The organism is Corynebacterium sp. (assembly GCF_043426755.1).
Taxonomy (GTDB): Bacteria; Actinomycetota; Actinomycetes; order Mycobacteriales; family Mycobacteriaceae; genus Corynebacterium.
The window spans coordinates 23,062-31,929 of sequence record NZ_JBHWRP010000008.1; the positions used below are offsets into that span (position 1 = coordinate 23,062).

Genomic DNA, 8,868 nt, shown 5'->3' on the forward strand with positions numbered 1-8,868 from the left:
CGACTACATACATGAACCTGTCCCCGTCTCAAGGAATCTATGGCCTCTGCTAGCACTGAGCGTCGCCGCGTGGTGGCTGCGACCACGATCGGTACCGCAATCGAGTGGTATGACTTCTTTCTTTATGCCGCCGTCGCCGGCTTGGTGTTCAACCAGCTCATGTTTGGCCCCTTAGGCCCCGGGGCGGCCACGGTCGTCTCCTTCCTGACGGTGGGTCTTTCCTTCCTCTTCCGTCCGCTCGGCGCCTTCCTCGCCGGCCATTACGCCGACAAGCTGGGCCGGCGCGTGGTGCTAATGGTCACGCTCTTCGCGATGGGCGGGGCGACCACCTTGATCGGCCTGGTCCCAAGTTTCGAGGCGATCGGCGTGTGGGCGCCACTGCTGCTGATCCTTCTGCGCATCGTGCAGGGGATCTCTGCGGGTGGCGAGTGGGGCTCGGCCGTCCTTTTGGCGGTGGAGCATGCGCCGCGGACGAAGCGCGGATTGTACGGTGCGGGCCCGCAGGTGGGCGCACCGGCGGGTCTGCTCATGGCAAATGGGGCGCTGGCGCTGATGAACTGGTTGGCACCCGGGGACGCGTTCATGGTGTGGGGCTGGCGCGTGCCGTTCCTCTTTTCTATTGTGCTGGTGCTTATCGGGTTCCTCATCCGCATTGGGGTGGATGAGTCTCCGGTGTATACCGAGATGGCACAAGACCACCGAGCCCGCCATGTTCCCGCCAACCCGATCGGCACGCTATTTACGTGCCACTTCTCTCTGGTGGTTGCGGGGGCACTGTTGTTCGCTGCGAATGGAGTGGCGGGCTACATGATGGCTGGCGGTTATATCCAGAGCTATACGACGGGGCCCTTGGGCCTCGAACGCGGACCTATCCTATTGATCGTCACCGCCTCGGCCGCAGTGTGGATCGTTTCCACCGTGTTGGCTGGCGCGTGGTCGGACCGGATCGGGCGCAAGAACATGTTTCTGCTTGGGTTTGTGGTCCAGGCTCTCGGTGTCGTCGTTTTGTTCCCGATGGTCAATTCCGGCGACTACCTCCGCATCTTCGCGGCGCTGGCGTTCTTGTCTGTGGGGCTGGGACTGACTTATGGCCAAACCAGCGCCACATACGCGGAGCTTTTTCCGGCCTCTGTGCGTGGGTCGGGCGTGTCCATCACCTATGCGATCGGTTCAATCCTCGGTGGGGCGTTTGCGCCGATGATCGCGGCGTGGCTTGTGGAGGCGACGGGCTCCACCGCTGGTGTTACCGCGTACCTCCTCGCAGCCTCGGTAGTCGGCTTCGTCACTGCGGCATTGTTGCGCGATCGCACCGGCATTCCGCTGGGTCATGACGAGGAGGAGCGCCAGGCTCAGGGGCATTTCGTCTTCGCGCGCTAGTTTGGTAAGATTTTCGCTTGTCTCGGCGAGGGCTGAAATAGGGCCGTTATCGACGCGATATGTATCACAGCCTTTTTAAGCCTGCGATCACTCGACGAGCATTGTCCGTATGAGTTGGTCGCAGGTTTTTCTTTTCGCGGCCCACACACTAACTATTGAAGGAGATTCACATGGCTGATACCCCAGTAATCAAGGCTGAGCTGCGCGAAGAGTTCGGCAAGGGCGCGGCACGTCGCCTGCGTCGCGAGCGTCGCCTGCCAGGCGTTCTGTACTCGAAGGACGCAGAGACCATCCACTTCCACGCTGATCTGCTGGAGATGCAGGCACTGGTGCGTAACGACGGCATCAACGCTGTTCTCGAGCTTGAGATCGACGGCGACCAGAACCTGGCCATGGTCCGCGCGATTGATCAGAACGTCCTGACCTTGGACATGGACCACATCGACCTGCTGGGCATTAAGCGCGGCGAAAAGGTTGAGGTTGACGTGAACATCGTCACCGAGGGTGAGAACGCACCTGGTTCCGTCCTGATCCAGGAGGCAGACGTGATCACCATCGAGATCGACGCTCTGAAGATTCCGGAAGAGATCGTCGTGTCCATCGAGGGCATGGAGATCGGCGACCAGATCCTGGCGAAGGATGTCAAGCTGCCTGAGGGCGCAACCTTGATCACCGAGGAAGAGGACTTGGTCATCAACGTCACCTACGAAGAGGTCGACGAGGAGCTTGAGGAAGCAGCTGCAGAAGCTGAGGAAGGCGGCGCTGAGGCTGGCGCTGAGTCCGCAGAGGACGCTGCTGAAGAGGCAAGCTCGGACGAGGAGTAATCTCCCCCGAACCCGCCAGCTGTACAGCTGGCGGGTTTTTCTATGCCATGATTAGCCCGTGACTATTTTAATCGTTGGCCTTGGCAACCCCGGCCCGAAGTATGCTGACACCCGCCACAACATCGGCGTGATGGTGCTCGAGGAGCTTCTCGACGAGGTCTCCCCCATGCCCGCCGCCCTCAGCGTGCACAAGAAAACCAACACGGAGATCGCCGAAGTGACAGCCGGTAGGCTTTTCGACGAACAAACCGTCCTCGCCCGCACCCGCAGTTATATGAATGAGTCAGGCGGACCCGTCAAAGCGTTGGCCGGTTATTTCGGTGTCGCCCCCAAGGACATTTATGTGCTTTACGACGAGATCGACCTCGACTTCGGGCAGGTGAAGTTCCGACGCGGGGGTGGCGACCATGGTCATAACGGCTTAAAATCCGTGACCAAATCGCTAGGGACCGGCGACTATAACAAGCTAGCTGTCGGCATTTCCCGCCCGCCGGGCCGCCAACCAGTCGCCGACTATGTGTTGAAGCCTTTCAACAAAAAGGAAGCGGGCGAGCTCCCCTTCGTCTGCAGCGACGCGGTGGATGAACTGCGCCGCGCCCTCTAAAAAGAAACGGCCCGGGCGCATGGTGCGTCCGGGCCGGTTGATCGTCGATAAGCGCTCAGCTAGATGGTGATCTCGTCTTCAGATCCCTCTTCGCGCTGACGTGCGATCTTGTGCAGGTTGTACTCCCACTCAGCGAGTTCCTCAGGCAGCTGGCCCTTGGAAGGATCCTTGATGTAGGCGCGCTCTTCGGGATCGTATGCCCACAGCCAGTCGGCGTACTTGTACCAGCCCGCCTTTTCGGCCTCGCGGAACAGCTCGTTGCGGATCAGGCGTGGCAGGCCGTCGACGTGCCACAGTTCGCCCCAGAAGCGGGAAGTGGTCTGGATGCGTGCACAGCGTGGCTGACGCTCATTGGAGACTTCGCGCAGCACGTCTGGCCAGTTCAGTTCGCCCTTCTTTGCGGCCTCGGCGGCGTAGAGCGCGAGGGTTTCCGCGTCTTCCATGGCCATGATGGCGCCGGATGCGATGTACTGCAGTGGTGGGTGTGCTGCGTCGCCCATCACGATGATGCGGTCCGATGCAACCCAGTCCTCAAGCGGCTCGCGGTCAGCCATCTGCCACCAAGTGTGCAGCCACATGTTCTTCAGGCGGGTCTTCACGTTGTCGTGGGTGTGGTCGAAAGCGTTCTTGAACTCTTCGTTGTTGCCCCAGTCTTCCGGGGCCTCCTCGCCCTTGACCAGGGACTCCAGGTAACGCGGAGACTGGAACACGGCGACCTGGTTCAGCAGCTCGCCGCCACGCAGTGGGTACTGGATGAAGTGGCAGCGTGGGCCGATGTGGCCGCGCACGTCCTTCAGGTTCTGGATTTCTGGGTCTGGATCGTCGGCAAGCTTCGAGGTGCCGCGGTAGGCGACATAAGCGGATGGGACAGGATCATCCTCGACGATCAGGGGGCGGAAGATGGAGTGAGTACCGTCGAAGCCGATGAGCATGTCGCACTCGACGTCCTCATAAGGTTTTTCTGTGTCGAAGTCCGCTAGGTGGACGGTCACGCCGTCGCCGTGGTCTTCGGCACCAGTGACGAGGTAGCCGTTGACCAGGTTGGCACCGTGCTTGCGTGCTTCTTCAACCAGCATGTCCAGTAGGTCAGAGCGGTGGATAACGAGGTACTCGCCGCCATAGCGTTCCTTGAACTCTTCGTCGAAGTTCATGGTCAAGATTGGCTCCGAGGTGATCCCATCGCGGAACTGCATGCGCTCTGGGATGAAACCGCCAGCGAGCGCCTTCTCCTTCAGCCCCCAAGCTTCCAGCATCTTCACGCCGTGAGGACCGATCTGCAGGCCGGCGCCGACTTCCTTGAATTCGTAGTGACGTTCGTACAGAGTGACATCTGCTCCACGCAGCGCCAGTGCCAGGGCGCCGGAGGCACCACCAATGCCACCACCGACGATGACGATTTTCTGGCCAGCTAGCTCGTTAGTCTTCTCAACGGACATGTGAAACCATCTTCCTTCCAAATGTATGGGCTGCGTTACTTAGTGTATGGAATTGTGAGCCACTTTACTGTGGTTCGGTATGTGAAATGATCGTCGCGGTTTCCTGCTGCGCAGGCCCAACCTGACGGCGACGTACACCCGCCAGGATGAACAAGGAGGTCGCAGACAGCAACGCCGCAATAGCGAACATGAGGTAGTTGGAGTTAACACCCAGACCCCAGGACAGCAGCAGGCCTGCCATCTGAGGTGCAACCACTGCGCCGAGGCGTCCAACACCCAGCGCCCAGCCCAGCGCCGTACCACGCAGGTGGTGCGGGTAGAACTGGGTAACTGCGGCGATGATCAGGATTTGAGTACCGTGAGTACCGACGCCGGCCAACACTAGGATGAGGTACACAGCCCAGATCGGCGGGCCGGTGACCAGAATGAGCAGCGCAATACCGGCCACACCGGCCGCGACCGAGCCGGAGAGAACTGGACCGAACTTGTCACCGGCCCACGCCGTGACGACGGAACCGATGATCGCGCCCAGGTTGAGGGCGAGGGTGAAGTTCAAGGCTGCACCGAAGTCATATCCATCTTCGGTCATCAGCTTCGGCAGCCAGGTGCCCAAGCCGTACCAGGCGAGCAACGTCATGAAGGTAGCGATAGCGAACCAGATCGTCACAGAGCGGTAAGTCGAACCCAGGATGGCGCCGAAGCCCGGCTTCTCATCAGAGGCTTCTTCACCCTGGTGGTGTGCGTCGTAGTCCGCGGCGATGTCCCTGTCGGACGGGATCACCTTCATTGCAATGGGAAGGCCGACCACCAGCGGAACGAAGGCGATCAGGAACATCGTGCGCCAACCCCAGTGCGGGTCAAACGGCACGATGAACTGGGCCAACACTGCCGCGATCGAGCCGCCGAGCGGAACACCGGACATCATCACGGTGGACCAGGCGGACATCTTGTTCGGTGGCACGAGGTCGGACGTCATCGCGTTGACTGAAGGCACGAGTCCGCCCAAGCCAATACCCGCGCACAGACGGAACAATGCGAAGACGATGGGTCCTGGCGCGAAAGCACAGGCGATGGTGAAGACGGACAGCACGATGACCGACCCGATCACCGCGAACTTGCGCCCGATCTGGTCAGAAATACGTCCGATGAGGACAGCGCCGATCACCATACCGGCGAACGCAGCAGAGCCAACGGTGCCTGCTTCTGCTGCGCTAATCCCCCATTCCTGCATGAGGGATTCCTGGACGGTTCCGTACACAATGAGGTCATAGCCGTCAAAGACGACGAAGAACCACCCGATCAAGACTGCTGCAAGGCGGCGGCCTGAGATCCCGAGGATGGTAAATCGATCTGATTCCGACGCGTAATCGTGTATCTCAGGTTGCTCCGGCGTGGAGGAACCTGGAGAAGCAGAGAGTGAAGCCATAGCTACATGATCGACGTGATCGCAGTTACAATCAAAATTATTCCACATAGCGGAAGGAATGACCATGATCGTACAAGGACCCACCCAAGGGCCGCCCCCACGCGAGTATCTGCAGTCTGTAGACCTAGCCCTAAACCTAATTCTGATGTTGAGAGACAGCGGAAGCCTCACCATTTCGGGGGCAGCTGAGATCTTAGGAACAGCACCGTCGACAGTGCATCGCTCGATGGCAATGCTGGTCTACCGCGGATTTGCCACCCGCTCAGAATCACGCACCTATCTACCCGGCCCGGCCATCTCGTCGACAAGCCTGGTGCCAGGCATGGGCTCTGAGCTGATCGAAGCCACTGCCGATCACCTCACTGCGCTCGCCGCCGAGTCTGGGGAAACCTGCAACTTGCAGGTGCTTGCCGGAAATAAGACCCATTTCCTCTATTCTGCGGAGGGCTCGCAGCTGGTGCGCGTCGGCACGCGCCGTGGACAGGTGATGCCTGCCGACGAAAATTCTGGAGGTCTGGCAATCTTGGCCGAACTGTCCCCCGGCGAACTGCGCGCCCTGTATCCAACGATGCAAGATGAGGCGTTTGAGGATCTACGCCGGACGCTGTACCGCACTCGCACCCGCGGCTTCGCGCTCAACCACGGGTTATACGAACACGACGTGTCCGCCGTCGGGGCAGTTTTGCGCAATGAGCTGGGCGATACGCTCGGCGCAATCACAATGTCCATCCCGACGACACGGTTTCGGAATGTGCACCGCCAGTGCGCTGACATGTTGGTGAAGCACGTGCGGGACCTGAATCGTCGATTAGCGAAGTTTCGCCCACCAAATATGCACTAGTTGGGGGTAGATGCCACTACCCCCGTCAAGAAATTCCATATAGCGGAAAGGCTTTGAATCACGTTCGTTATCCGCCTATGTTCGGAATCACAACCTGACGACGAAAACGTCACTGAAAACAGGAGGTAGAACGATGAGTGATACTGATTACTCACAGGAACACGTCGAGTTCACCGCTCCGGAACCAACCCCCGAAGAGCAGGCTGAGCTGGACGCAATGTACAAGCGCATGGATGAGCTGCACCTGAAGCCGCTGTGGCGTCAGATCGGTGGCCTCATGCCGAACACCCCAGAGCCAAAGACCATTGCTTACCACTGGGACTGGGAAGCTCTTTACAAGGAAGCTCAGCGCTCCGGCGAACTGGTTCCCGTCGGCCGTGGCGGCGAGCGTCGCGCAATCGGCCTGGCAAACCCAGCGCTAGACGGCAACACCTATGTCTCTCCCACCCTGTGGGCTGCTATCCAATACCTCGCACCGGGCGAGAATGCTCCAGAGCACCGTCACTCCCAGAACGCGTTCCGCTTCGTCATCGAGGGCGAGGGCGTCTGGACCGTGGTCAACGGTGACGCTGTGCCAATGAAGCGCGGCGACTTCCTGATCACCCCAGGCTGGGCTTTCCACGGCCACCACAACATCGCAACCGAGCCGATGGCGTGGCTGGACGGCCTGGACATCCCATTTGCCCACACCATGGACACCGGCTTCTTCGAGTACGGCACCGAGAAGCTTACCGACGAGGGCACCCCTGACTACTCGCGCGGCGAGCGCCTGTGGGCACACCCAGGCCTGCGTCCTGTCGCATTCCCTGGCAAGACTGTTTCCTCTCCGATCGGCCGCTTCGCATGGGAGCACACCGACGCAGCGCTGAACCAGCAGCTGCAGCTTGAGGACGAGGGATTCCCTGGCGTTGTCTCCCCAGGCCACGCTGCGGTGCGCTACACCAACCCAACGACCGGTGGCGACGTCATGGCCACCATCCGTGCAGAGTTCCACCGCCTGCGCCCGAACGCTTCGACTGTTCCGGTTCATGAGGTGGGTAACCGTGTCTTCCAGCTGTTCGAAGGCTCCGCAACCGCGTATGTTGGTGATGAGAAGTTCGATCTGCAGCACGGTGACGTCTTCAACGTTCCATCGTGGAAGAAGTGGCACATCGAGGCCGGCGACGATGGCGCTGACCTGTTCAACTTCTCTGACCATCCAATCTTCGAGAAGCTCGATCTCGCACGTACCTACACCCCGGAAGGAATCTAAAATATGCGTCTAGCAACAATCCGTTCTAACGAGGGCACTTTTGCAGCTCGTCTCGAGAGCGAAACCACTGCAGTTAAGATCAACGACTTTGCAAACGTCGGTGAGCTCCTCAAGGAGGAGAACTGGGAGCAGATCGCCAAGGACGCTTCCGGCGAAACCGTCGAGTTCGCACAGACCGATCTTGACGCTGTTGTTCCTGCTCCGAACAAGATTGTGTGTGTTGGCCTAAACTACGCCAACCACATCAAGGAGATGGGCCGCAACCTGCCCGAGTTCCCTACCCTGTTCGTGAAGTACCCAGATGCTCTGACCGGTCCATTCGACGATGTTCTGGTTCCTGAGTACGCAAACAGCGAGCTGGACTGGGAGGGTGAGCTGGCTGTGATCATCGGCAAGCGCGCTCGTCGCGTGAAGGCTGCTGATGCGCAGGATTACATCGCTGGCTACGCAGTGATGAATGACTACACCATGCGCGACTACCAGTACCGCACTCTGCAGTGGCACCAGGGCAAATCCTTTGAGAAGTCCGCTGGCTTCGGCCCTTGGATGACCACCAAGGATGACTACACCTTCGGTGGCGAGCTCGCGACCTACCTCGAGGGCGAGAAGATGCAAACCACCCCAACCGATGACTTGGTCTTCGGCCCAGAGGCACTGATCGAGTACATCTCTCACATCTACCCACTGGATGCTGGCGACGTCATCGTCACCGGTACCCCAGGTGGCGTGGGCCATGCTCGCGATCCAAAGCGTTACATCGGCGACGGCCAGACCGTAAAGGTCGAGATCGACGGCCTAGGCTACGTGGCAAACAAGACGGTGTTCGAGTAATGACACAATCCTTCCACGACCTGCCCATTGAGGAGCGCCTTGCGCTGACCCGCCGTGGCACCGCCCACTACTCGGGCCAGTTGGCGCTCATTGACAACGCCGATTTTGGCCGCGACACTCTCCTCGACGGATGGGACGTGTCCCACCTGGCTGCACACGTCGCGTATAACGCTCGCGCGCTGTGCAACCTGATGGACTGGGCTGAGACTGGGGTGGAGAACCCGATGTACTCCTCCCCTGACGCCCGCGGCAAGGAAATCGAGTTCGGCGCAACCCT

Annotated in this window: 9 protein-coding genes; 7 read left to right on the forward strand and 2 right to left on the reverse strand. The window is 59.9% G+C overall.

Annotation, left to right across the window (positions count from 1 at the left end; translation table 11 throughout):
• Positions 1-39 precede the first annotated feature (39 nt).
• The 3 genes from ACHFGA_RS01150 (at position 40) to pth (ending at position 2,805) form a co-directional block, all read left to right on the forward strand.
• Entirely contained in the window at positions 40-1,377 is a 1,338-nt protein-coding gene (locus tag ACHFGA_RS01150) for an MFS transporter (RefSeq protein WP_394280645.1), read from the forward strand.
• A gap of 170 nt (positions 1,378-1,547) precedes the next feature.
• Positions 1,548-2,201, forward strand: coding sequence for a 50S ribosomal protein L25/general stress protein Ctc (locus tag ACHFGA_RS01155; protein ID WP_394280646.1), 654 nt, complete (start codon positions 1,548-1,550; stop codon positions 2,199-2,201).
• 58 nt (positions 2,202-2,259) lie between these two features.
• A complete protein-coding gene (gene pth, locus ACHFGA_RS01160; protein WP_394280647.1) occupies positions 2,260-2,805 on the forward strand; it encodes an aminoacyl-tRNA hydrolase in 546 nt (181 codons plus the stop codon).
• Positions 2,806-2,864: 59 nt separating this feature from the next.
• Here the strand turns inward: pth and ACHFGA_RS01165 are convergent, their stop codons facing one another.
• Both ACHFGA_RS01165 and ACHFGA_RS01170 read right to left on the reverse strand, forming a co-directional pair.
• The gene (locus ACHFGA_RS01165) at positions 2,865-4,241 is read right to left on the reverse strand and encodes an FAD-dependent monooxygenase (protein ID WP_394280648.1); all 1,377 of its coding nucleotides are present in this window, start codon (positions 4,239-4,241) and stop codon (positions 2,865-2,867) included.
• A 64-nt stretch (positions 4,242-4,305) separates the two neighbouring features.
• The gene (locus tag ACHFGA_RS01170; protein ID WP_394280649.1) at positions 4,306-5,667 is read right to left on the reverse strand and encodes an MFS transporter; all 1,362 of its coding nucleotides are present in this window, start codon (positions 5,665-5,667) and stop codon (positions 4,306-4,308) included.
• 64 nt (positions 5,668-5,731) lie between these two features.
• Here ACHFGA_RS01170 and ACHFGA_RS01175 point away from each other — a divergent pair, with 64 nt between their 5' ends.
• The 4 genes from ACHFGA_RS01175 to ACHFGA_RS01190 all read left to right on the forward strand — a co-directional run.
• Positions 5,732-6,508: an IclR family transcriptional regulator gene (locus tag ACHFGA_RS01175; RefSeq protein WP_394280650.1), complete on the forward strand. Its 777-nt coding sequence runs from the start codon at positions 5,732-5,734 to the stop codon at positions 6,506-6,508.
• Between the two features lie 133 nt (positions 6,509-6,641).
• Positions 6,642-7,760 carry a cupin domain-containing protein gene (locus ACHFGA_RS01180; protein ID WP_018581352.1) on the forward strand — a complete coding sequence of 373 codons (1,119 nt, stop codon included), beginning with the start codon at positions 6,642-6,644 and terminating at the stop codon, positions 7,758-7,760.
• 3 nt (positions 7,761-7,763) lie between these two features.
• On the forward strand, positions 7,764-8,591 hold the full coding sequence (locus ACHFGA_RS01185) for a fumarylacetoacetate hydrolase family protein (protein WP_394280651.1): 828 nt from the start codon (positions 7,764-7,766) through the stop codon (positions 8,589-8,591).
• Positions 8,591-8,868, forward strand: a 278-nt coding sequence (locus tag ACHFGA_RS01190) for a maleylpyruvate isomerase N-terminal domain-containing protein (protein ID WP_394280652.1), incomplete at its 3' end; no start/stop codon positions are given. The genes ACHFGA_RS01185 and ACHFGA_RS01190, both read left to right, overlap by 1 nt.